The following is a 24731-nucleotide window of genomic DNA, read 5'->3' as shown; positions in this document are numbered from 1 at the left end:
AGGCCCGCGTCATCGGACGTTCAAGAAGCGCTTCGGCTCCGCCAGAACGGTGCCGGCACCGTCGAAGTCGGCGAGCCGCGCCGACAGGGTGGCCACGGCCAGCCGTCGGGGGAGCGCCGCCGAGAACTTCAGACCACGCACTGCCCGCTGGTCGACGTCGGGCAGGACGAGTGTCGGCCCGGCTGGTACGGCGTCCAGCGCGGCGCGCCACATGTCCGGGCTCAGGTCCTCCCGCAGCCGCAGGTAGCAGTCCGTGGGCCGTTGGACCGGGTCGGCAACCGACGGCAGCGTCGCTCCCAGCGTCGCGTTGGCCCGGTACCCCGCCCACGTCCACCAGCGGACGTCATTCCCGCGTCGTGCGACCAATGTCCCGCCGGGGTGGACGAGGTGGGGGCCGTCCTCCTCACGCCACTCCTGGAGGCAGACCTGGGCTCGTCGGGTGAGCGAGACGTCCGGGTCGGCGCCCAGGAGGACCTCGCGCATGGCCCGCGTCAGCGCGTAGGACAGTCCGGCGATCGTGCCTCCGGACCATTTGGCGATCCCTCCGCCCTCGACCGGCTCGACGAAGACCCGTTTGCGCCCCCAGTCGATGAACGTCACTTGCCAGCTGCGGCCCGCCAGCAGCAGCCGACGCGGACCCTGGCGTTCCTCGGTGAGGACGGACGGATCCATGCGTCCGATCTCGGTGCGACCGGACAGGACGGTGAACTGGGGTGGCGCGGTGAAGGACGCGGTCAGCTCGATGAAGTGGCGCCGTCCGAAGCGGCGTTCCGCCTCATGGCCGATGAAGAGCATGCCCCCGTCGGTGTCGAGGAAGCCTTCGTCCGTCAGATGGCGGAGGACAGGAGCGGCCGAACGGTCGAAGGGCGCCAGGCCGTTCCACTGCTCGGGCCACGTCTGATCGCCCAGCTTGTGCTCCTGCAGTGCGGCGGCCAGCAGTTGCTGCGCGACGAGGTGTCGTGGCTCGGGTGGTGCGACGACCGGTTCGACCCAGCCGCGGCCCCACAGGAGCAGCAGCGCGGCGGCCTGCAACAAGGTGTCCTTCTGGGTGGCCAGGAACAGGCAGTTCCGGGTGCTTCCGGCGCGGCGCCCCGTCCGGCCGATGCGCTGGAGGAACGAGGCGACGGTGCCAGGAGCGTCGATCTGAATCACCCGGTCGAGGTCACCGACGTCGATGCCCAGTTCCAGGGTGGACGTGGCCACGATGACGCAGTCTCGTGCCTCGGCGAACGCCTCCTCGGACCGGGTCCGTTCGTCGGCCGAGAGGGACGCGTGGGAGAGGAACACGGTGACGTCGCGCGCCCGCAGTGCCGCGCCCAGTTCCTCGACCTGCCGCCGGGAGTCGCAGAACACCAGTCGCTTCTCGCCCTTGTGCAGGGCCGCGATGACCTTGGCGGCATTGGACAGGGAACCGACGTAGTCGAGTTCGACCTCACCCGGTGGGGGACCGGCCGTGTCGCTCGCAGGCGCTCCTGCTGATTCCGTCCGCGGGAACGCCGTGAGGTCCGGGGCGACGACTCGGCCCGGACGCCGGCCGGCACCGGACCCTTGCAGCCAGGTGAGCAGATGCCGTGGATTCCCGACGGTCGCCGACAGCCCGATCCGCTGGATGGGACGCCCGGTGACCCGCTGGAGGCGTTCGAGGACCGCGAGGAGGTGCCAGCCCCGGTCGTCGCCCGCGAAGGCGTGCACCTCGTCGACGACGACGGCCCGGACACCGCCCAGCAGGTGCGCGTGGTCCGTCTTCACGCCGATGAGCATGGCTTCCAGCGACTCGGGTGTCGTCAGCAGGATGTCCGGCCTGTCGGTACGGATGCGTTGACGCTGCGATTCCTTGGTGTCCCCGTGCCACAGGGCCGCATGCCGGCCAAGCCACTGTGCGTAGCCGTCGACCCGGGTCACCAGGTTGTTGAGGAGCGCCTTGAGCGGGCAGAGGTAGAGGACCGAGGTTCCGGTCCAGCTCTGCGCGGACATGGCCGACAGGATCGGCAGGCAGGCCGCCTCGGTCTTGCCGCCCGCGGTGGGAGCGAGCAGCACGACGTCCTCGCCGTCCATCACGGGGTCGATCGCGGCCCGCTGCAGCGGCCGCAGATCCGGCCAGCCGAGAGTGTTGACGACGTGGTGCAGGATGACAGGGTCGAGCCGCTCGACGGGGTCCGCGGGCGTTGCCATCACACCTCCAGGTCGACGTCGCCGGCCGATGCGGATGCGGCCAGGTTCCTCTCGACATCGGTGAGTTCCCGGCTGTCCACCGTCAGCCGGTAGTGCTGCCGCGGGTCGAAGTCCGGGAACTGGTCGATGCGGTCGAGGACGTCTCCGATCAGCTTCTTGAGGAAGAGCCGGGGCGCCACGCCGACCTTCCCGCCGAGCGCTCCGCCCACCGCTCGGGCGAGGTCGGCGATGTACGCGTCGTCGGCCAGTGCTTCGATCCGGCCGGGTGCGTCGGCCCCGGAGGCGTAGAGATCGCGGATGGTCACCCCGAGCCCGGTCAGCGACTCCAGGGTGAAGCCGGGCAGGCGCAGTTGGACCGCACGCGGGTTGTCGAAGCGCGGGTCGGTGGTGAAGTCGGTGGCGAGCCGCTGGGCGAGCGGTGGGAGCCGCTGCACGCCCTGCTGGCCGTCGTAGAAGGCGGGGGTTCCGGTGATGACCAGGTAGAGGCCGGGGAACCGCCCGGAGTGGACTTCGTCGATCAGCTGCCGGAGCGCGTTGAGTGCCTTGTCGCGGGCGTCCGACCGCACTCTCTGCAGGGTTTCCACCTCGTCGAGTACGACGAACAGTCCCCGGTGGCCGGAATCCCGCAGGACGGTGAGCAGTCCCTGAAGGAAGCCCAGGGCGCCGAAGTGGTCGAGGTCGCCACGCACTCCCGCCGCTCGACGGGCCGCTGCCGCCACGTGGGGCTGGCCGCCGATCCAGGCGAGGACGGCCGCCGCCGTCGCTTCGTCGCCGTCGGCCAGTGCGGAACGGTATCCGCGCAGCGCCGCCGCGAAGGACGGGGCGTGCCGTGACACCTCGGTCAGGCGGGCGGCCAGCAACTGCTCCGCCGCGCCGCTCAGGTCGTCCTCGTCGGCCCCCGCCGCGAGGGCGTCCTCTTCCAGGGCGTAGAACCAGGCGTCCACGACGGGCCGCAGCGCGCTCGGCGGGAAACTCGTCGTGGACAGCCGTTCGGTGAGGCGACGGTAGACGGTCTCCAGTCTGTGCAGCGGCGTTTCCGTCTCCGAGACCTGGATCTCGGAGACGGCGAAGTTGCGCTGCTTGGCGCGTTCCCCGAGCCATCGGGTGAAGAACGTCTTGCCGGAGCCGTACTCGCCGCGCACGGCCTTGAAGACGGATGCGCCGGAGGCGACCGCGTCGAGTTCCGCGTCGAGGGCGGACTCGAAACGGCCGAGTCCGGTGGCGAGGAGATCCAGGCCGCTCTCGGGCACGGCACCGCGCCGCAGCGCGTCGATGGCGGTGCGCCGCCGGGCGGCGGAGACGGGAGAGGGACGAGGGTCGATCACCTGCCCATCCTCCCATCCCCCGCCCGGCCGCGGGCCGTGCAGGAGTCACCTGCGGTGGAGGCTGCCGTATCCCAGCTCGGTCGTGAGGTAGGTGACGAAGTCACTGCTCTTCGCCGTCTTGTCGGGACCCGACCGCTGCCGCTGCTGGTACGTGTCGAAGTGTTCCTGGAGCGACGTCCACAGTGACCGAAGGCGCGCGGGACTCGGGAAGACGTCCTCCCGAGCGGCGTTGTTCAGGGCTTCCGGCTTGCTGAAGATGTGGCCCACGAGGTCGACGGCGCCGAGCATGGCCAGGTGGAAGCGAAGGTTGGTGTGCAGCGAGCGGGAGATGGGATCCGACGTCGACTGCAGGAACTCGTCCACCTGGCGCTGCGCCTTGGCCAGCCACAGGTAGACGGCGAGCTCCGTCTTGTCCGAGAAGACGCGCCGGTAGTCCACGTCCGACTTCAGCAGGCTCGACGGACGGGCTCGCGCGTAGTCGGGCCGTCCCAGCGCCATCGCCATCACGGACTGGGCCAGCAGGGGGATGCTGACGATGCGGTCGGCCGGCTTGCCCTGGTTGCGGTAGAAGTTCTTGCGCCGGTCGTAGAACCAGTCGTGTTCGAGGAAGTACGACTCGATCTGCCGCTGGATGTCGTCCGTGGCCCGCAGGGACGCGACGGGCACGCTCGTCTGCCGGTTGGTGGCGCGGATGACGGAGTCACGGGCGGCCTGGTCCACGGTGACGAGGATGCGCACCTGCACCAGTCTGTCGAAGACCGGTTCGGCAGGGTCGGTCACGTAGCGGTCGCGCAGCGTTTCGTGCAGGGTGTAGGAGGTCTGCAGGCCGTTGACGATCTGGACGTCGGAGAGGCTGAGCCGTTTACCCACCGAGGTCGCCTGCGAGCACACGATGGTGATGCCGTTGTTGAGCCACCAGAACTCGGGTGCCCCCGGGTTCTGCAGGGAGGCCGTGATCTCCCGGTTCACCTCGACGTTGCCCTGGTAGTCGCGGACGTTCCAGTCGAAGATGTGGGACTTGATCGCCCCGGTCTCGTCGCTGAGGAAGTCGATGTACTCACCCAGGCCGACGAGCGCGATGTGGCTGGTGCCGTGGGTGATGCTCTCCCGGTAGGGGAGTTCCAGGGTGTACGAGGGAAGGGTGCTGGCACGCTTCCAGAGCTCCGCGGGGCCCAGGAACTCGACCTCGCCCGTGGAGATGGCGAACGCGCCCGAGAACTGGCTCTCCAGGATCTTGGCTTTGGCCTGGACCTTGGGATGCACCTCGCTCGCCGAGCCGCGTGTCACGTAGGAGAACTTGATCAATACGGTGGGATGGCGGGTGAGAAGCTTTTTCAGGGCTTCCCTGAAGAGGCTGAAGCGCGCGAGGAGGTCCTCGCTGTACAGCAGGCCGACGGCGGCCTCGTCGACCTCCATGTCGAGGAGGTTCTTACAGGTGGACGCCACCTTGTCGATGGCGACCTCGGAGAAGCCGGGGCTCGTCTTCGCCTGGACGAGCCAGAGCGTCAACTGGGTTCCCTGCTCCACGTTCGCGACGGCGGACTGCTGCTGGAAGATCTCACTGTCCTCGTGCAGAAGGCGCCCGCCGAGGAAGACGTACGCCCCGTCGATGCCGCCGTCGTCCGCGCCGCCGATCACACCGGCTTCGATCTCCTCCTCGGAGAGGCCGAAGCCATGCAGGGCGTGTTCACTGGCGAACCGCTCGAATTCCGCGTCGAACGAGAGGGGGACGGCGCGGGCGTTGCGCCGTTCCTCGATCATCTGGTTGATCAACACACGGTCGTTGGCGCTCATGGCTCCCGGCTCATCGGTGTGGGATACGGCTGGCAGATCGTCAACCCAACTCGAACTGCATGCGGAGCAGGGAGAGATCGAGGCGGACGGTCCGGCCGTCCGGCAGTGTCTCCAGGACCTGGACTCCGTCGTAGTTGAGCAACTGGCGCAGGATCGCGGCGAACCCGTCGGCACGGGTGGCCGGATAGGACACACGCTGGGCGAGTGCCGTCACGGGAAGCGTGCCTCCTGCCTCGATCAGAGCCCGGATCGCGCTTTCCACCTTCTCCATCGGTGGTCTGCGCGCGAGCAGGCCGATCTGCCCCTGGAACGTCTCCGAGGCGAAGAGGGTTGTGACAAGGGCGTCGTCCGGGCTCGCCGCGGCGGCGGTCACCAGAGTTCCGTCGTCCTCGGGCGAGGGGACCACGGCGACGTCGAACAGCGCGTCGTGGGAGCGGGCGAGCCGGGCCTGGGCCTTGGTCGGTCGCTGCCGGGCGGCCCGATCCCCGGGGGCGGCGCGTTCGGGCAGGGCGGGGACGGCGTGCCGGGGAGACGGGGCGTCCAGGGACCACCACGCCGGCCGCTGGTCGCCCAGCTCCCGCCAGGACGCGGGAGGGGGAGCTCCGAACGGCAGGAAGGCCAGGACGGGAATGGCGAACTCGGCCAGAGAGGCTCCGCCGTGGTAGCCGGCCTTGCGGGCGGTGTACCGGGAGTCGGCGTCCCAGAGGGCGACGATCGAGCCGCCCGGTTCCGGGGCGACCACTCGCGTGCCGTGCAGCTCCACCTCGGCAGGTCCCACCTCGTCGCCCGGCTCGCGGTGGCGGGCGGACAGCGGTGAGCCGGTCTCCACCTTCGCACCGTGCCGGTCGACGACGTGTCCGTGGTCGCTGGTGATCAGCACCGCCATGCCCTGCGAGGCGGCGATCCGCAGCAGGTCCGGCAGGCCCGGGATGTGCTCGGCCCGCCATGCGCCGTCGCCCAGTTTCTGCTCCTTGGCCAACCGGTCGTCGATCGCGTTGAGGACGACCGCCACATGCGTACGGCCGTCCATGAGCGCTTCGGTGAGCGCGGACCCGAAGGTCTCCCCGGCGCTGTCGGCCCGCAGGTCGTCCTTGTGGAACACGGCGGCGGGCGCCCCGCTCCACAGGGACAGAGCGGGGAACAGTTGCGCCTCGTCCTTCTGCGAGCCCCGCATCAGTCTTCCCGCGAACAGCGACGTGCGCGAGACGGAGGTGAGGGTGGGGAGCGCAGCTGCCATGGCGCGGCGCCGCGGCGTGCCCTCTGCGGCCACGGGGTCGAACTCGGCCCAGGAGGAGCGCAGTTCCTCGGCCAGCTCGCTGGCGATGGCCGCGCTCATCCCGTCCAGGACGATCAGGAGCACGCGCCGGTCGTCGCCCCGCACGAGCGGCTTCACCACCCGCTCCAGGAACGTCTCCACCGTCAGCATGCCGCCGGGATCGGTGCCGGCCGCCGTCCAGGTCGCCAGGGTGCGGGCGAAGTCGCGGTCGATCTCGTGCCGCCGTCGGCGCACGCGGGCGGCCAGCGCGTCGTAGGCGGTCCTCAGCCGGTCGTCGGGGTCGCCGCCCGCTTCGATGTGCTCCACAGCACGGTCGACCCAGGCGGTCTCCTCCATGTGGCGCCCGATGGCCGCGCCGACGTGCGACGCCTCGGCCGCCGGGTCGGTGGCCAGCCACTGAACGAGCCGCTGCCCCATCCGCGCCCGTTCGATCCGGGCCCGCACCTCCGGCCCGTCGGCACGCCGGTGCAAGCTCAGCAGGCGGACGGCCGCGTCCAGCGCTTCCGGCTCGCCGGCCGCGAGGGCCTCTCCGACCGTGGTGAACCTGGCGTCCAGGCCGGCCGGCAGCAGGGGACTGGTCCGGGCGGCGGCCTCGGCCCCGAACTGCCGGACCAGCGCCGAAGCGCGCTCCAGCACCGTGTCGCTCGTCCGGCGGGCCTCGCGGGCCTCCTCCGACACCGGGCCGCCGTCCCGCTTCGCTCCGGCGAGCAGCGTGCCGACGTAGTCCTCCGTGACCCGGCCGAAGGCGGCGACCATGGCGTCGAGTTGTTCGCCCCGCAGCGGTGGGCGGTCTCCGAACCACCGCTCCGCGCGGCCGCGCGCCGTGTAGACGGCCGCGTCCGGCTCGGCGTGGCACCACAGCGCCGCGCACAGCAGGCCGAAGGCCACCGCGTCCGGCCCGTGCTCGGCCTCGACCAGGGCGAGCAGGGCGCGTCCCGCGAGGCCGGCCTGGTCCTCCTCCCCGAGGAACGCCGCCAGGCCCGCGCGTTCCGGACCGCGCAGCGCCAACAGCCGATCCGGCCCTCCGGGGATCAACGACCAGCCCAGCAGGGTGTGGGTGTCGAGCCGGTCGGCGGACGTGGCGTGGTCCTGGCGGGCCGTCTCGTCCTCGTACCGTCCCAGCCTCAGGCGGCGCAGCGCGAGCGCGGTCAGGGCGGTGCCACGGGAGAGCATGCCGCCGCCGAGCCGGGGCCAGCCCCCTCCTGGGGGCGCCGCGTCCAGAAGGGCCTCCGCGGCCCACTTGTCGTCCTTGAGCCTCGGGTCGACCTGGTGTGCTCCGAAGGCGTCCCGGACGACGTCCCAGCTGTCCACCGTGTCCACGCGCTGTTTGTGGGCGCGGGCCAGGATGGCGGGGTCCAGCTCGTTCTGCTCGCGGTCGGTGAGGACGACGAGCACGGCGGGTCCGGTCGCCGAGTCCGACAGGTGACCGAGCACCAGCTCGTGCACGGCGAGCGGGGATGGGGCCGCCGCGATGCGGGCGGACTGCCCGTCGCCCCAGGCGTGTTCGGCCGGGCCGTCCCACTGGGGTGCGGAGCGCAGCAGCACGGCCCGTCGCCGGTCCCGGCCGGCCAGGGCGTCGGCCAGCGAGGCCTGGGCGGACAGGTACTGGGTGAGGGTGGCGAGGTTCAGCCGCACCGCCGCCGCGCCGGTCGTCGCTGTGCTCATCCTTCGACGACCTGCCAGGTGATCTCGACCGTGGCACCGGGTTCCCGGGCGGCCAGCTCCGCGATCTCCGCCTGGAGTTCGGCCACGGCCCTGGCCGCGGTCGTCCGCCCGCCGCCGGAGCGCTTCACCCGGCCCGGCGTGGACGGGCGCGTGCCAGGCGGCTGCTCGGGCACGGGCGGGTGGCTGGACGGTGTGTCGAGGGGGACGTCACTCGGACGCGGGGCCGGGGGCGCGGGCGGCGCGGGCGGTGTCGCGCGGTTCCGCTTGACCAGGGCCAGCACCTCGCGCTGGGTCCGGGCCAGCGCCTCCTTGAGGTCGTTGGTCCGCTGGTCGCTCTGGGCGGCGTTGCGCAGGGAATCCAGCAGTGCCTCGCCTTCGGGGCCTTCCGAGGTGGCCAGGTCGAGCGTGGTCCACGACGTCGAGTCCAGTGCCTGCGCCACGGCTCGGGCCTGCTTGACCGAGGTCCCGAACCGGTCCGCGCCGACCTCGCCGAAGTCGAAGGCGGCCAGCGCCTCGACGGTCTTCCTGGCGCCGGCGGCACCCTGGCCTGCGGACCGCGTCAGCTCCCGCAGCAGGTCGACGGCGCGGCGCGCGACGGCGAGGCGCCCGTTCTCGGCGGTCTCGTCCAGGCGGAGGAACCCGGCGTGCCGCTCCAACTGCGTCACCAGCTCCCGGGCGGCCTCCTGGTGGGCGCCCGCCTGCTGGACGATCTGCCGGGCGAGCTGGTTCACCATGCGGCCGCGCCGCAGGGTGGGGGCCGTTTCGCCGAACAGCGCCGTGAACCGCTGCCGGGCGGCCGACCAGTCCTCCTCCGAGGGCAGCGGCTGGCTGCGCAGCGCGTCGTGGTCCTTGATCTCGCTCAGTGCGGGCGCGGGGTCGAGCGGGGTGCCCGCGCGCACCCACACCCGGTCGTCCATCTCGGCGAACGAGGCCACCACCAGCCGGGCGAGGAAGCCCGGCAGACCGCGCGGCGCGGGCCGGTCGGTCCAGTCGGTCAGCGTGATCAGGCTGAGGTCGCCGGTGACGCCCTGCTCGCGGGCCAGCTGCCGGAAGTGGTCCGCCCAGTAGTGCGACAGCTCGAAGTACGCCTCCTTCTGCTGCCCGAGCCGCAGCGGGGTGGCGACCCGCCGCATCAGGTTCCGGTCGGCGGCGGGGACCTCGGCCCGCCCGTCGCGGGCCTCGGCGGCGGCCTGGACGTGCGTGAACACCTTCTTCGCGTCGGCGGGCCTGACCACCGTGCCGTTCCCGTCGGGGTCCAGGTCCGGGTGGTCGGGGTACTGGCTCACGAGCAGCCGGCTCGCGATGTGCCGGACGCCGTCGCGCAGCGACTGGCCGAACGACAGGGTCAGCCCGTCGACCTCGCGCAGCGACTCCAGGTGGTCGGAGAAGCCGAGTTCCACGTCGGTGGCCTTCTTGTCGGCCAGGCCGTACGCCTGCTTGAAGGCGGCCTTGACGTTCTTGAGCAGCGACTCGCGCTGGGTCTCCAGGAGGCCCTTGGCGCGGGCCCGGTTGTCGGGACTCAGGTGGCCGGCGTACTGGCCGTCGAACCGCCGGCTGTCGGAGAGGGCCTTGTCGATGACGACGAGACGGCGGAAGTCGGCGTAGCGCTGTCCGGACAGATGGGTGGGCAGCCAGGCGACCGTGCGGGACGGCTCGCCCTGCCGCTCCCGCAGACGCCGCATCCGGTTGGCGTCCTCGACGGCTCCGTACTCGCTGTCGTCGAAGGGCAGGTCGATCACGAGCCGCCAGAGCCCGTCCTGCTGGGGCATGAGGTCGTGGTCGGGCAGCTCGTCCTCGTCCGCGACGTTGCCGAAGACGACCTCGACGCTGCGCTCCGTGCCCCGCCACACGAACTGCAGCTGGTCGACCAACTGGCCCTGGCTGATGCCGAGTTCCTCGACGAGGATGCGCCGGGCGAGGGCCTGGCGGTTGCCGGGGTTGTCGTTGACGTCGGCGTTGGCGATCACCGAGTCGACGTCGACGCCGGACAGTTCGAGCCGGACGCCCGGGTTGGCCTCGGTGCCGGTCTCCTTGATCTCGGGGAACCGGCCCGCCCACTCGGCGATCTTGTTCTTCAGGATGCCGTACTCGCGCCCGGGGATCGGGGCCACGACCGAGCCGTAGTTCAGCGCGGACAGGCGGCGGACGGTCAGGTCGGACAGGGCGGGGACGCTGGGGGCGAGCGCCGACAGCAGCAGCGTGCCGACGATCCGGTTGTCCCCGGTGAACTGCTTGATCCGGGTGCGCAGCGCGGGGTCGGTGATGCTGTCGGGCCGGTTCGCGTACTGCTCTACGTCCTCCTCGGACACGTTGTGGGTGAGGAGGAGGTAGGGCCGCAGCTTGGTCCGGTACAGCTTGTCCGCGGCCTCGAAGACCACCTTCAGGCTGTCGGTGAACGGCTTGTCGCCGCCCGCCGTGATCAGCGGGTACAGGTCGCCGACCGGGATCAGGTCGCCCAGCCGCAGCTCGGCGCGGTGGTCGGCGAGCAGCTGGCCCATCAGCTTCATGCCGGTCCGGTTGCGCTGCAGCGCGGAGGACACGTGCACGAGGGTGTCCATGAACGCCGGCGAGAACGGGTACGTCAGCCGGAAGCTCTCCTCGTCCGCGCCGACCCCGTCCGCCCCGCGGTCGGACCCCAGGAGCGTGTCCCACACCTCCTGGCGGATCTTGCGGGTCTTGTCGAACTCCGCCTCGATGAGCGCGGCGGCCTGCGCGTCCTTGGGCCTGAGCAGCCGGGCGTGGGCGACCTGGGGGAGGTTGCGGTCCTCCAGAGTGATCTTGTCGAAGCGGCCGGAGGCCAGGTTGAGCGTGTCCTGGATGGACGCCTCGGCGGCCCCGGACACCTCTTCGCCGACCAGCTCGCGCAGGTCGCGCTGGCGGGCGATGAAGGAGATGACCGGGATGGCGCGGCGGGCGTCGCCGCCCTCCACGAAGTTGGTGATCTTGCCGGCTTCCCGGGCCACGAACTTCTGGTCGTGGATGAGGGTGGCCAGCCACAGGATCAGCTCGTCCATGAACAGGATCAGTCCGTCGTAGCCGAGCGACTTGGCGTGCTCGGCGATCACGGACAGGCCGGCGTCCAGCGAGACGAACCCGTGCTCGTCCTCGGCGGCGTTCTTCGCGAAGCCGGGCAGCAGGTGGGTGCTCGCGTCCTGGACGAGGCGCGCCCGCAGCTCGGCGGGCGTCGACGGGCTGACCAGGTTGAGCGACTGCCCGCCCTCGTGGACCTCCTCGGCGGCCAGCGCGGTGTCGAGCAGCGCGGGCGCCCACCCGAACGCCTCGCCCCACTCGTCCTCCTCGTCCGTACCGGCGCCGTCCGGCGAGGTCAGCCCGGCGATGACGGCCGCGTCGCCCATGCGGGACCGCATCGCCCGGATGTCCTCGAACAGCGCGTCCGTCCGGTACACCTGCGGTGTCGGCGCCTCGGGGTGCAGCTTCTTGACGTGGCTGACGTAGCCGCCGAGGACCCGCTGCTCAAGCGCCTTCGCCCCGAGCATGTGGTACGGCACGAGCAGGAACCGCTTGCCCTCGGCGCCGAGCCACTCGTGCTTGCTGAGCACCGGGTCGAGGTCCGTCCGGGAGCGGGCGGCCGGGCTGCCGCTGAGCAGCGCGTGCAGCACGGCCATGAAGTGCGACTTGCCGGAACCGAACGAGCCGTGCAGGTAGGCCGCCTTCGAGGTGTGCCCGTCGAGCGCGGCCTTGATCAGTCCCAGCGCCTCGTCGAAGTTCTCCAGCAGCCGCTCCGTGACCACGTAGTCCCGCAGGGCGCGCTCGGCGCCCTCGGGGGTCGTCGCCTCCGAGAGCTGGAGGACGAAGTCCGACGTGGAGATGGACTCCTTGATGTCGATGACATCGCGGAGCAGGGGCGGCTGCTGGGCCATGAACGATCACTCTCCGACGGGCGGCTGCGCGGGCTCATCCGATCGTATGGCGTACCACTGACAGCGGATGACCACTTTTCGCACATGCCCGACTACACGAGCGCGGGCACATCCACCCCGGACGAGGGATGGACGAGCGAGCGCAGTTTCTCCCGCGTCTCCGGGTCGGTCGAGTAGATGATCGTGCCGACCATGCCCCGCGTCAGCAGCACCTTGTACGTGTTGCGGATCAGCCGGTCGATCTCGCTGTCCGGCGTCGCCTTGGTGAAGATCGGATCCTTGGACGCCGACCGGTCCACGACCCACCGGTCCGTCCGCCACACCAGGTCGGGACCGATGATGACGCCCGACCAGTCGTACTCGAAGCCCTGCGCCGTATAGACGCAGCCGACCTGGCCGAAACCTTCCGGTTCGGTGGCCCACAGGGGCGCAGGCGGGGCCCCGAACACGGATCGGTCGCCGTACACGTTCCAGGGCCGGGCCCAGTCACCGATGACGACATCGGTGGGAAGCGCTGTCATCTCGGGCGTGACCTTGGTCGTCCACTTCCAGCAGTAACCGGCCGACATCCGCGCGCCGTAGCCCTCCGCGCGCTTCGCGACGAGGAAGTCCTCCAGCTCCTGCGGGCTCTCGGCGGTCCGCAGCTCCAGTCTGCCGTCGGGTTCCCACGCGTGGGGCGTGCCGCCCTCCAGACCGAGCAGGTCGACGACCCACTTCTCGTACGCGTCGCTGCCGCCGCACCGGAACTGGCCGTCCAGCTCGATCACCGTGCAGTCGAGCCCCTCCGCGGCGGCGGCCCGCCGGATCTCCTCCTTCGTCCCCATCTCGCCGGGCCGCACCACCTGGTGCTGGTCGAGCAGGAACACCGGCACGCGAGCCGCGTCGATGAGTTCCGAGACCTGCGGCCGGCCGGTGCGCAGCTCGGCCTTGGTGTAGCGGTTGGCGGAGGTCTTCCGCAGCCGGTGCGCCTCGTCGCAGATCAGCACGTCGAGGTCGTTCGGCTCGGCGTCCATGAAGCTGTTGAAGTACATGAAGAGCTTCTGCACTTCGCGCTTCTTGTGCCCGGCGATCTTGCGCATCGTCTTGGTGAACGACGCCGACCCGGTGGCGTGCAGGGCGGTCTCCCCGCGCCGGTACAGCTCGCCCAGCAGCGACATCGCGATGACGCTCTTGCCGGAGCCGGGACCGCCGGTCACCACGATGACCTTCTTGTGGTTGCCGCGCTTGGCCTTGCGCACGGCGGACATCACCATCTCGTAGGCGACCCGCTGCTCGGCGAGGAGCACGAACTGCTCGCGGTCGCGGATCTCGGCCGCGGCGACCGCCATCAGCTGTTTCGACGGCCGGATCCTGGCGTCCCTCAGCAGGTCGGCGGCCTCCGCGCCGGACTTGGCGGCCAGCCGGGATCGCAGGAAGTCGAGGAAGGCCCCGCGCTGGTCGGCCGTGTACATCCGGCCGTACTGGTCCTCCTCGACGCTCCGCAGCCCCGCGATCCGGGACTCGGTCGCGTTGTGCAGGAACGCCACCCCGGCCAGCGACCCGGGCATCCGTTCCAGGGCCGCGTTGAACGACAGCAGGTACGCGCAGTAGCCCCGCACCTGTTCGATCGGGTTGAGGACGGGCTGCGGGTAGGCGTCGAGCCGGCACAGGAGAGGGTCGTCCTCGTCCGGGTGGGCCTCGCTCCACTGCTTCAACTCGACGACGACGTACGACGGCTGCCCCGTCGTCGGGTGCACGCCGGCCAGGACGGCGTCGGCGCGCTTGCTGGTGAGGGGCAGGCTGTACTCGATGACCACCTCGACCTCGCCGAGCCCGGCTTCCATGAGGGCGTTGACGAGGGCGGGGAGGCTGCGTTCCCAGGACCGTGTCTCCGCCTGTGCGGCGTTCCTGCCGTGCAGGTGACGGAAGTTCTCGGTCAGATGCAGCGCGAGCGACCCTTCGAGGATGCGGGTGGCCACGGACGCCGCGGACTCACGGAACAGCAAGGAAATGCCCCCAGGCAGCACGAAGAAGACTCGTGCGGGTGGGGGCATGTCCTGCGGTGTCCGCCGCGCGCCGCCGTGGAGCGGGTGCGATGGCGGATCAGGAAGCCCGTCGGGCCGCTGAGATGTTGTCTCGACATCCTAGGTGAGCGCGGCGATCAAGAGGAGGGGGTTCCGTACTGGTTCGGCCACGTCCGGGAACGGACGGCAGGGTCACCTGGTGCTCTGACGGGAGCGGGCGTTGACCTCGGCGAGGAGAGCGCTCAGCAGCTCGTCCTGGCTCAGCGTGCGGACGTGACGAGGGTCGGCGTCCCACTCGCGGCCGCCGCCGAGCGGCCGGACCTGGAGGTACGGGCCTTCGTGGCCCATGACCCGGCCGACCCGGTCGCGGGCGGTGTCCCGTACGGCTTCTCCGACTGCCGGGACCTCGCTCGGGCTTCCGCCCCGGTCGTCGTCCTCCGTCACGCACTGGTCCCCTTCAGGATCACGTCCGCGAGCATGAGGGCCACGGGCGCCGAGCACACCCCGAGGTGGACGAGCGCGTACCGGGCATCGTCCTCGCGGTCGTCCACCCACGGGGTGCGGATGTCCATCGCCGGAAGCTGGATACCGGCCCGGCTGAGCGCGGAGGCGAGGGCGTCACGGGCGTCGAGGGCCTCCTGGACCTTCGCAGCGGTGGGTGGCGGGCTGTCCGCGACGGCTGGGTGGCCGATCGCCGTCGCGTGGTCCGGGTGTCGCGGTGTGGGGGTCATCGTCGTCCTCGTCGGTCCAGTCCTACGGATTCCAGGACCCGGCTGCGCTGGGTGGATTACGCTGCGTAGCCTGGGTGTTACGAGGATGCGCCGGGATCTGAGCGGTCAGGCCGTGGACGGGGTCGTGCTTCCCCACGTCCCGGTAGTCGTTCCACACCTTCCACACCGTCCACGCGAGCTTTTCGGAGGGGAGCCAGCCGTATGCCGCAACGACGCGTCATCACCGGCCGCAGCCAGGAACCACGTCAGCGTTTCGCCGAGGAACTGCGGACCCTGCGGGCGGGCAGTGGGACGAGCCTGCGGCAGCTCGGGGAACGGCTGGGCTGGGACTGGTCCCTGTTCGGCAAGATGGAGAAGGGCGAGACGCTGGGCAGCCCGGAGGTCGTCCAGGCCCTCGACACGCACTACGGCACGCCGGGACTGCTGCTCGCGCTCTGGGAGTTGGCGGCCGGGGACCATACGCAGTTCCGGGAGCGGTACCGGCGGTACATGGCGCTGGAGGCGGAGGCGGTGAGCCTGTGGCACTTCGCGGTGAGCGTCCTGCCGGGACTGCTGCAGACGCCGGGGTACGCGCGCGAGGTGCTGGCGGCCGGAGGGCTGAAGGGGAAGGAACTGGAGCAGCAGGTCGAGGCGCGGATGGGGCGGCGGGAGTTGCTGGAGGGGGAGGATGCGCCACCGTTCCGGACGATCCTGTCGGAGGCGGTGCTGCGGACGCCGTTGCGGGATGTGGGGGAGTGGCGGGGGCAGTTGGAGCATGTGGTGGAGCTGGCGGAGCAACCGAACGTGACGATGCAAGTGCTTCCGCTAAGTGCCGGGATGCACGGTCTGGACAGCACTGCACTGATGTTCCTACGGCTCCCGGGCGGGGCTACCGTGGCGTATACCGAGAACGCACACCGCGGCGAACTCATCGAAGAGGACGTGCCAGTTGAGCGACTGCAGCGTGCGTACGATGCGATGCGAGACCTGGCGTTGTCCCCGACCGAGTCGCAGAAGTTCGTCCTGGCCATCTTGGAGGAAGTACCGTGCGAGGCATCGACCTGAGCGCCGCTAGTTGGCGCAAGAGCTCCTACAGCAACTCGGACGGTGGCGAGTGCGTCGAGGTCTCCGACGACTTCGCCGGTGTCGTCCCCGTGCGGGACAGCAAGGTTCTGCACGGTCCGGCACTCGTGTTCCCGGCTGGCGGGTGGTCGTCCTTCGTGGCGGCTGTCAAGAGCGGTAGCCTGCGCGGCTGACAGGGAACGTCGACGGCCCTCGCGGTGATCGTTACCGCGAGGGCCGTTGCCGTACCCGCCTTGGCTACTTCTTGGCCGGACGCCAGGCGCGCAGGTCGTCGTCGGTGAGACCGTGCTTGCCCTGTTCCATCTGCCGGTCGCCCTCGAAGAACTTCGCCGGGGTCGGGGCGAAGAGGGGGTCGGGCTCGTTGTGCCACTGGTCCAGCCACGGCTGGAGTTCGAGGAGCCCGGCGAGGAGCGGGGTGACCTCTTCGGTGGTCAGGCCCTCGTGGGTGGCGATGTAGGTGTCCAGTGCGATGGCCTGCTCGCGGTGGTCCCAGCCGGCCCAGCCGTAGAGGGTGGGGGTGGCCGCGTTGGTCCGCCCGTACGAGATGAACCGCTCCTTGGGCACGTCCAGCTTGCCCCGCGCCCGCCAGTAGGAGGGGCGCAGGAAGTCGGCCGAGGTGTACTTCGGCGGCACAGGGATGGTGTCCCGGATCTTCCGCTTGGCCGGCTCGTCCGGGGCGGCGTCCTCCTGCCGCTGGAGATCCCAGACCTGCTCCCAGTCCGCGCGCTTCTTGAGCCCGGAGGGCTTGTAGCGCAGGGCGGGGAGGAAGGGCACATGCTCGGTCGTCATCAGCTCAGCGACGACTGCGGGCAGTTCCTTGTGGGGCGCGTACATTTTGGCAACGGAGACGAAGTCATCGTCACGGGACAGGTTGTCGGTGAGGCGGGAGAGGGTGATGAGGGCGGGCATGCCGTTCTCGTCGAACCAGTGGGAACGGTCCTCGATCCGATCGAGCAGCCAACCCTTGAGCGCCTTCTCCTGAAGCGCGTCCCACCCTTCGGTTGCCCAACGCCGCTTGTACTCTGGCCGCTCGATCATGCTGATAGCGCGAGACGACTCGATGGCGTCGATCCGCTTCTGGACGACCTCGCGGTAGGCGGCGGGCCAGTGAGTGGGAATCTCGGTGATGAGTGTGGACCCATGTCGCTTGAACCACTCATCACTGGCTTCCCCTGCGGCGACACGGCGTGCGAGCACAATCTCGAAGGCGCGCTCGCCGAGGTCGAGTTCGGGGATGCTGGGAGAGTCGGGGTCCTCGGAGACGCGCAGATCCTCGGGGTGCAGGCTGTAGAGGGAGTAGACCTGCCAGTCCAACTCTTCTTGAAGAGAAATCATTCTAGCGCGGGTCGATAGCCATGATTCGCGCGCATTCCGGAGGGTGGAAGGCGAGGGGGTTGTTTGGGCGACGATGGATTTAGGACTTGCCTCGGTGAGCTTCTGGGCGAGGTGATCAAGCGCCACGGCGCAAGCGGTGGGGAATGCGTCAGGAAGTGGAAAATCCTGCAGTTTAGTTCCCGTGAACTCAAAGAACCTTTCCCAGGGGTGAGATTTGTATCCTTCGTTGACGCCCTGGCTGCCCTTGTCGTGACTCACCATTTTGAGCCAGAATCCAGCTGTCGAGCTATTAAGCAGCCCCATCAGCTGGAAATGATCTTCCTTGCTTGCTTCAGATGGCAACTTTATTACTGGAGCTGTACGCGTGAAAGCACTACTGTTGCGATCGCATGCGAAGTGGTTGTGGGTGGCCACAAATGCAAAATTGAGAGACCACTTATGTGTCGCCAAGTCCTTTGGGAGTTGATGCCACTCCCACCAAGGCCGCCCTTCGGTGAAGTAGGTTTTACCGGAGAAGGTGGATCGATTTCCCAGTTCTGTGCGATTAGGCCATAGAATCCGCGCGATCGATGGCATGGACTTCAGTGGAGCGATCGAGCGGGATGCAGTGTAGGGATGGATTACCCAATCCCCCTCGGAGATACCGTAGTCACGAACTTCATCACCGACGCCAATCGGTTTGATGAAATCCTTCTCTGCGTCAAGTGTGAGAAGTTTTCGCAGTGGCATTGTTAGTGCGTCGTCAGCGTGTGTGTCTCCGTAGAAACCGATCCGGATGATCCGTGACTTCAGGGTTTTCGGGCTCGATGTGGACAGCGACTCGATCATTTCAAGGCCGCCATCGGCGAGAATCCAAGGCTTTTTGCTAAGGTATTTATCTCGCGCAAGATCATCTGTCGAGACCCACTGGCTCACAGAGCCTGGGTTGTCGATCTGCTGCAAGATGGCACGCCAGACAAGTCCTTCTTCTGGCGTTTCTGGGGTCGCGGGCTCGCCTTGAACAGTACGCACCGTGCGAATAGTCGCTGACCGGGCACTTTCGCGTCGGCGGCGACCCACTAGGATAACGGTTGGTGTTCCGTGTCCGGGAATGTAAGCTCCCGAGGTGTCGATTACCTCGGTGAGCTCTACCTCGTGGCCAAAATACTCCTCGATAAGTCGTGTACCGAACTCCCTTTTCATGAACGAGTTCGCGGTGATTTGTCCCACCATGCCATATCCGCGCCCGCTGTCGGGGTCCCCTGTAGTTGCGAGCTCGAAAAAGCGCTGAGCGAAGGGAACCGACAGGGCGTAGGTCCCGGCGCAAGCGTTGTATAGTCCCCGATAGAGTTCGTTGAGCTTCCTGTCCTTTACCGTGATATAAGGCGGATTCCCCACCACCACGTGATACCGCCCCGGCGTCAGAATCCCCGGATGCTCGTGCACATCCTCAGTCTCATACTTGAAGTCGGCCAGCTCATCGGCCCCCTCCTCCTCCAAGTCGTCGAACAGATTCCCTTGCTTGTGCCGGTGCTTGATGAGTGAGTCGCCCACCGCCAGGTGAATCGGCCACTCGTACTTCGCGGCCTCCGCCAGCGTCCGCACCCCACTCGCAGCCATAGCCGCCACCAGCAACCGGAACCGTGCAATAGCCACCGCGAACGGGTTCAGGTCCACCCCGTGGACCGAGTCCAGCGCCTCCCGCACCCGCTCGTGCACGTCCTTGCCCGGCCGGCCATCCGCCCACAACCGCACCAGCCGCCGGAACGCCCCCAGCACGAAGTGCCCCGACCCGCACGTGGGGTCGATCATCTTCAGGCCCTCGTACCCGAACTCCCGCACCGCCGGGTCCATCGTCCGGTCGAGGATGAACTCCTCCACGAACTCGGGCGTCTGGAGCAGCGCGTACGTCTTGCGGGCCGCCTCGCTCAGGTCCTGGTACAGGTCGCCCAGGAACCGCGTGTCCCAGCCCCGCGTCCCGTCGCCGTCCTCCTCCAGCGGGTCCCGGAAGTCGTGGACGAGCACGCCTTGCTCGTCTCGCACGCGCCAGAAGTCCACCAGGTCCCGCGCCCCGTCGTGCGACAGCGGGATCTGGTACAGCGGGTTGTGACGGCGGTCGAACAGCAGCCGTCCCGCCTGCCCCGCGCCCAGTTCCTCGAACGCCTGCTCAAGCCAGCCCCGGTACGTCGGGTCGTCGGACCGCGCGACGTACTCCTCGAAGCGGGCCAGCGCCAGATCGCGCCGGTCGTCCTCAGGGGCCGTCAGGTACGGCTCCGGGATCAGGCGGTTGTCCTCGCAGAAGCGGACGAAGACCGTGCCCAGCACCCACGCGACGGCGACCTGCGTGACCCGCTCGTCGAGCCAGGAGTTCCACGTCGCCGCCGTACGGCCCAGCTTGCGCGCACGGTCGTACTCCGCGCGCAGCTTCTCGCCCTCCGGCACCACCTTCACCTGGCGCCCCAGGTCGGCCTCGACCGCCTTGACCTGCCCCTTCAGGTCGTCCAACAGGGCCTTGCGGTCGATCACTCGGAGTCTCCCTCGGTACCGTTGCTCATCTTCGTTCCCGCCCCCACCGCGCCGGCCCGGTGGGCGTTGCGCACCCACGAGTCCGGCAGCTCTATCCACTCGCCCAGACCCGCCTGGTACGCCACGGCGACGTGCCCCAGCCTCGGCTCGCGTGCCGGGTCCGGCTGCGGCACGAGCAGCCACAGTCCCCGCCCGCCCTGCCGGGCCGCCTCCGCCAGCCGGTCCAGGACGCCCATCGCGTCGTACCGGGCGAAGACCGCCACCTCCGTCAGGAGTACCGGACCCGAGCCCGCCCCCGGCGCCAGCAGCTCACGCACCCGCGGTTCGACCGTCCCCCACGCCGTCCGCGCGTACTCCGTGAACTTCATGGCCCCCCGCGATCCCGGCTCGGCCACGTCCGCCTTCAGCAGGGTCTCCCACGTCGGCTTCGTGCCCGGCGGGACCAGCGCGTGCAGGGACTGAAGGAACAGCTCCGTCACCGACACCGGCTGCGCGCCGATGCGGTCCGCCGCCAGCTCCCGTACGGCCTCGACCGTGCGGCCGTGGTGCACGGTCAGCACCCGGTAGCCGTCGCGCCGGGCGGACGCGAGGAGCCGTTCGTCCGCGCGGACCGCTCCCGCGAGCAGCGGGTCGTCCGAGTACCGGGTCGCAGCGCCGACGAAGGTGGACTGCCGGGCCGCCACGCCCGTCAGGTAGCTGGACGCGTCGTCCATGCGGGTGGGCAGGTAGCGCGGCTTCCCGGAGTCCTCGTGCGTCGACAGGGTGAGGTCGAAGCCGGCCTCGCGCAGCGCCTTGGTCAGCGGCCCGCCGGTCGGCAGCTCGTGCGTGCTCCTGCCCCGGGCGTCCTGGACGACCAGCTCGGGGAAGCGGGCCCGTACCCGCTCGTGGATGTCCTCCGGACGCAGGCCCGGCTGCCACGCCTCGGGGACGCCGGGGTTCAGCCGGACCAGGCCGGCCTGCGTGAGGCGCAGCGCCCGGACCAGCGGCAGGTCGCGCGGGTAGATCTCCAGGCGGGGCGTGGCCGCGGCGTTGACGGACGCTGCGGCGGCCAGCTCGACCAGGCGGCGCTCGTCCCAGTCGACGACGCCAGGCGGCGGGGTCAGCGCGCCCAGCTCGCTCAGTACGGTCGTCGCCGTCGGCAGGGTCTCCAGGCGGGCCAGCCGGTCGGCGGTCCTGCCCAGGCGGGTGGCGTAGTCGAGGAGGCCGGGAGCCGTCGGGGTGTCGGGGGCGTCGACCTCGCGGACGTCCAGCGCGAGCAGTCCGGCCGCCAGCGACTCCTCCGTCGCCCTGCGGTTCGGCTGGTGCTGGAACTCGGCTTCCTCCGGCTGGAGTTGCTCCACCTCCACTACGGCGCGGACGGCCGCCAGGGCGAGTGCGCGTCGCTGCTCGCGCTCCGGCAGCTGCGTACCGCGGCGTACGGCGAGCGCGTCCGCGATCTCCACGGCGGAGGCGACCCGGCCGAGGTCCACCAGCAGTCCGACGATCTCGTCCCGCAGGGCCTGGACCGCGGGCAGCTTCTTCCAGCGCTTGCGCTCCTCCTTCAGCATCTGCGGGATGCGGCCGGCGGACAGCCCGAGCGCCTCGGCCACGTCCTTCTGCTTGGGCCACACGCCGATGCCGGGCAGCTCCCCGTGCTCGTCCGGCAGTCGCAGCAGCAGCCGGACCATCTCGACCTTGTTGGCGTTGGAGCGGTTGTTGTTCAGCTCCGGGACGAACAGCGTGGCGAGGGTGTCCAGGCTCACCGAGCGCAGGGCGGACTCCGTCAGCCCGGCCGCTCCCTCGCCCACCGCGAGGGTCCCGGCGACGGCCGACTCGGCGGCGGTGAGCTGGGCCAGTTCCTCCCTGGCCTCCGCCCGGCCCTTCGGGGTGAGCGGGGAGAGCGGCGTCTCACGCAGCAGCCTGCCCCACTGGCGCTGGCGGCGCTGCACCTCGGTTCGGGTCTTGGTGCCGAGGCCCGGCGCGTTGAGGAGCTTGCTGCGGCTGTAGTCGAGCAGTCCGCCGACGGTGGTGATCCCGAGGCCGTAGAGGAAGGACTCGGCGGCCGGGGTGAGACCGGCGGCAGACAGGTGGGTGTCCCGGGTGACCGCCGCCGCGAGGCGCTCGCGCTGCTCGTCGGCGCTGAGGGGTTCGGCGTCGGCGATCGACGCGGGGCGCCCACCGGCCGGGGCCGGCTGCGGGGCGGGCTCGGGATGGCGGGAACGATGGCTGGACGGCACCGCCTGCGAGGCGTCCAGGAAGATCCGCTTCCAGGCGTCCCGCATCGGCTTCAGGTCGGGGAAGCGCTGGGCCACGTCCCGGTGCAGGGCCTTGCGGAAGAAGGCGACCAGCCCGTCCCGCACGGCGGGCTCGAAGGCGTCGGCCTGGACGGTCGGGTACGGGAACTCCTTCTCGTCCGTCATGCGGGGCGGGACCGAGCCGTCGCCCCACTTCGGCAGCTCGCCCGAGGCCATCTGGTGCAGGGTGACGGCGACCGCGTACCGCTCGGCGTGCGAGTCGTACGCGGTACGGGTCAGGGTCCCGATGAACGGGTCGAGATAGCCCTCCGTCCCGGCCTCGTGGTCCTTGGCCGGGTAGCCCGCCAGCGAGAAGTCGATGAGGACCAGCTCGCGGGTGCGGTTGGGGCGGATGCGGATGGCGATGTTGTCCGGCTTGATGTCGCGGTGCCAGACTCCCTCGCCCTCCAGGAAGTCGACGGCGCCGAACAGGTAGTCGCCGTACGCCTCCAACTGGTCCATCTGCAGGCGGCCGTGCTCGCGCAGCTGGCGCGCGACCGTCTCCTCACGGCGGCGGGTACGGGTGCGGGTACCGGTCTCGGCGGCCTCCGGGTCGTGGTCGAGGCTCTCCCGCTCGTCACCCACGTACTCCAGGGCGAGGACGGTGCGGCTCCCGATGCGCAGGGGCTCCGGCTCGACCAGCCGGATCACCCGGGAGTCGGGGCGCAGCCGGTTCATCACCTCGGCCTCCTGGACGAGGATCTGGCCCCGGCTGTCCGAGAGGGCGACCTTCAGGACCGCCAGCGGCCGGGTCCTGCGCGCCTCGGCCTCGAGGTCGCGGACGAGGAACGCCCGGCTGGTGGAGCCGGTGCCCAGGCGGCGGCGCACCTCCCAGCGCCCGCCGAGCACGTCACCGGCCACCGCCTCCAGCGGGTCCTTCCCCGCGTCCTCGGCGGAGTCGGCGCGCTCCGGTCCGGCGGCCGGGGACGGCGCGGTCAGAGCGTCCTCGACGATCTCCAGCATCTCCAGGAACTCGTCGACCGACGACAGCCGCTGTCCGGGGCGGTAGGCGGTCGCCGCCTGGACGAGGAAGTCGATGTCCTCGGACAGGCCGTCGACCAGGGAGCTGGGGCGCAGGCCCTCGCCGGCCTCCAGACGGGCCAGCAGCTCGGCCTGGCTCGCGGCCGGAGCCTTCCCGGTGACCAGCAGATAGGTGAGGACGCCGAGGCCGTACACGTCCAGGTACACCGGGTCGGCCTTGAGCGCGGTCAGCTCCGGGGCGAAGTACGGGTCGGAGCCCTCCGACAGGTGCATCGCCGACAGTGCCGTCGGGGCGAAGCGGGTCACGCCCTGGCCGCTGCCGCCCTCGGAACCGGAGGCGCGCTGGGTGGCGATCTGCCAGTCCGAGATCTCGAGGCGGGGCGTGAGCCAGGCGGCGTCCTCACCGATGGCCTGCCCACGGCGGCCCCGGTCGCGGGGGACGACGTGGACGGCGCGGGCGGCCAGCGCCCGGTGGTGGATGCGGGCGGAGTGGGCGGAGCGCATCGTCTCGGCGAGCTGGCGGACCAGCGCCATCCGGCCGAGGATGTCCAGCCCCTTGCCGTGCTGGAGCAGGTACTCGTCCAGGCGGAGGGTACGGGGGTCGTAGTCGAAGATCAGCGCGGGGCCCGCCGCGTGCCCCGACGGGTAGTACTGCTTGAGCTGCACCACGCCGGGGTGCTTGAACCGCTGCAGCACCGCCGCCTCGCGGCGGGCCGCGTTCTCCACCGACCGCCGGATCGACGCGTCCGACCCGCGTTCGCTCAGGTAGACCCGGACCCGGGCCACCTCGGGCAGCTCGCTGTGCTGCGCCTTGTAGTCGGCCCAGGTCGGCCCCGAGTCGAACGACTTCCGGTCCAGCTGGTACGGGCCGACCTTGTACTCCGCCTCGCTCCTGCGGATGCCGATCCGGTCCAGCGCCGTCTTGATCTCGCGTGATTCGACGGCCGTGATCCGGCGCCGCTCGTCGCGCGGCGGCCGCTTCAGCATCGCGACCAGTTCGTCGACGGTGTGCACGCCGTTCTGGTCGTGGGCGGGCAGGCGCACGCGCAGGCCGCCGTCTGTGAAGCAGACGGCCTCGCCGACCCACACCCGCCTGCCGTGCTGGCCGAGCAGGGAGGCCAGTTCCTTCGCCTTCTTGTTGACGAGGTGGAGGGGGTTGCCGTGCGGGCGGCGGTGCCCGCCGGGGGTGGTCTGGACCCAGGTGCCGTTCTCGCTGGTGACGGAGCCGTGCCAGTCCTTCAGCTCGATCATGTGGACGCCGCCGGGGGCGACGACGAGAAGGTCCACCTCGCGTACGTGACCGGTGTGGGCGGTGAAGGTGAAGTTCGACCAGGCCCGCCACGGATCGGCGTCCGGCAGCTGCTCCCGGACGGCTTCCAGGCCACGGTGTTCATGGTCGAACTCGGACTCGGTGACCGTGGTCCACCGGCCTTCCCGCATGCGCCGTCCCCGCCTCTTGCACTCCGACTCCAGTGGGCGTCCGCTCCGGGTCTCCCGGCCTTTCGCACCGTTTCCACCACGTCGCGGACCCGGTGAATCCTAGTCGTGGCCGCCGACAGCGGGTACGTCCCGGAGGGCGGCGGTGACGGCCGGCCCGGAAGGCGGGCCTGGAGACGACGGGGGAGGACGCTCCGGTGCGAGCAGCTGGGCATCGGGCCACGGATCAGCGCAGGAAACGACCGACCGTCCTTCGGCCCGGCGGATTCCGCGCAGCCTGATCGCTCCACG

General features: G+C 70.2%; 12 protein-coding genes. 2 read left to right on the top strand and 10 right to left on the bottom strand.

Features of this window, described 5'->3' with window-relative positions:
- Positions 1 to 9: 9 nt before the first annotated feature.
- The 8 genes from AC5WRT_RS14745 to AC5WRT_RS14710 form a co-directional block, all read right to left on the bottom strand.
- A complete protein-coding gene (locus AC5WRT_RS14745; RefSeq protein ID WP_496094165.1) occupies positions 10 to 2172 on the bottom strand; it encodes a DEAD/DEAH box helicase in 2163 nt (720 codons plus the stop codon).
- Positions 2172 to 3497 (bottom strand): BREX system ATP-binding protein BrxD, encoded by a 1326-nt coding sequence (brxD, locus tag AC5WRT_RS14740; protein ID WP_496094166.1) that lies wholly within the window; start codon positions 3495 to 3497, stop codon positions 2172 to 2174. The genes AC5WRT_RS14745 and brxD overlap by 1 nt, the downstream gene beginning before the upstream one ends.
- A 45-nt stretch (positions 3498 to 3542) precedes the next feature.
- Positions 3543 to 5291 carry an AIPR family protein gene (locus tag AC5WRT_RS14735; protein WP_496094167.1) on the bottom strand — a complete coding sequence of 583 codons (1749 nt, stop codon included), beginning with the start codon at positions 5289 to 5291 and terminating at the stop codon, positions 3543 to 3545.
- A 40-nt stretch (positions 5292 to 5331) separates the two neighbouring features.
- On the bottom strand, positions 5332 to 8232 hold the full coding sequence (gene pglZ / locus AC5WRT_RS14730) for a BREX-2 system phosphatase PglZ (RefSeq protein ID WP_496094168.1): 2901 nt from the start codon (positions 8230 to 8232) through the stop codon (positions 5332 to 5334).
- Positions 8229 to 12113, bottom strand: a complete 3885-nt coding sequence (gene pglY / locus AC5WRT_RS14725) for a BREX-2 system ATPase PglY (RefSeq protein WP_496100299.1) — start codon at positions 12111 to 12113, stop codon at positions 8229 to 8231. The genes pglZ and pglY overlap by 4 nt, the downstream gene beginning before the upstream one ends.
- A 92-nt stretch (positions 12114 to 12205) precedes the next feature.
- The gene (locus AC5WRT_RS14720) at positions 12206 to 14146 is read right to left on the bottom strand and encodes a DNA/RNA helicase domain-containing protein (protein WP_496100298.1); all 1941 of its coding nucleotides are present in this window, start codon (positions 14144 to 14146) and stop codon (positions 12206 to 12208) included.
- Between the two features lie 162 nt (positions 14147 to 14308).
- Entirely contained in the window at positions 14309 to 14560 is a 252-nt protein-coding gene (locus tag AC5WRT_RS14715; RefSeq protein WP_496100297.1) for a hypothetical protein, read from the bottom strand.
- On the bottom strand, positions 14557 to 14847 hold the full coding sequence (locus AC5WRT_RS14710; RefSeq protein WP_496100296.1) for a hypothetical protein: 291 nt from the start codon (positions 14845 to 14847) through the stop codon (positions 14557 to 14559). Before AC5WRT_RS14710 ends, AC5WRT_RS14715 begins: the two co-directional genes overlap by 4 nt.
- A 201-nt stretch (positions 14848 to 15048) precedes the next feature.
- Between AC5WRT_RS14710 and AC5WRT_RS14705 the strand changes: the two genes are divergently transcribed.
- Positions 15049 to 15891: a helix-turn-helix domain-containing protein gene (locus AC5WRT_RS14705; RefSeq protein ID WP_496100295.1), complete on the top strand. Its 843-nt coding sequence runs from the start codon at positions 15049 to 15051 to the stop codon at positions 15889 to 15891.
- On the top strand, positions 15873 to 16082 hold the full coding sequence (locus tag AC5WRT_RS14700) for a DUF397 domain-containing protein (protein ID WP_496100294.1): 210 nt from the start codon (positions 15873 to 15875) through the stop codon (positions 16080 to 16082). Before AC5WRT_RS14705 ends, AC5WRT_RS14700 begins: the two co-directional genes overlap by 19 nt.
- A gap of 64 nt (positions 16083 to 16146) precedes the next feature.
- On the opposite strand, the gene pglX is transcribed toward AC5WRT_RS14700, so the two are convergent.
- Both pglX and pglW read right to left on the bottom strand, forming a co-directional pair.
- Complete coding sequence (gene pglX, locus AC5WRT_RS14695; protein WP_496100293.1) at positions 16147 to 19749, bottom strand: BREX-2 system adenine-specific DNA-methyltransferase PglX; 3603 nt, start codon at positions 19747 to 19749, stop codon at positions 16147 to 16149.
- Positions 19746 to 24443 (bottom strand): BREX system serine/threonine kinase PglW, encoded by a 4698-nt coding sequence (pglW, locus tag AC5WRT_RS14690; protein ID WP_496100292.1) that lies wholly within the window; start codon positions 24441 to 24443, stop codon positions 19746 to 19748. The genes pglX and pglW overlap by 4 nt, the downstream gene beginning before the upstream one ends.
- Positions 24444 to 24731 lie beyond the last annotated feature (288 nt).

The sequence above is a fragment of the Streptomyces sp. NTD91 genome, assembly GCF_059510455.1.
Note: the sequence above shows the minus strand (reverse complement) of the source record. Positions and strands in the feature narration are given on the sequence as shown.